1 pseudogene is annotated in these 324 nt (G+C 60.8%); it reads right to left on the bottom strand.

The window, feature by feature from the left end:
* Positions 1-324, bottom strand: a pseudogene (locus B7449_RS18005) (MobF family relaxase); the annotation flags it as partial.

Below are 324 nucleotides of genomic sequence, written 5' to 3'. Positions count from 1 at the left end.
GACCTGCAGCCTGGCGTCGATCTCGGCCAGACGCGCCTTATGCAAACGCTCGGCCTGCCGCGCCTGGGTTTCCAGAATAATCTCCCTTCCATACGGGCGACCCGACTTGATCAGCGTCTCCTGCATGCGCCCAAGCGCGATCAGTTCGCGGATCCTCGCATCCCGGGCCTTGCGGGTTCGGGCAACCAGATCCGTGCCCAATGATTTATATGGTTTATGCGCCATTTTCTTTGCGACGTGATTCCACAGATCGTCACTGGTGATGGGCGTCGTATCCCCGAGCGCCCTCTGGTTCCGGACCGCCTCAAACGTCGCGCCATCGGA

This window comes from Komagataeibacter intermedius TF2 (assembly GCF_000964425.1).
GTDB classification, from domain to species: Bacteria; Pseudomonadota; Alphaproteobacteria; order Acetobacterales; family Acetobacteraceae; genus Komagataeibacter; species Komagataeibacter intermedius.
Note: the sequence above shows the minus strand (reverse complement) of the source record. Positions and strands in the feature narration are given on the sequence as shown.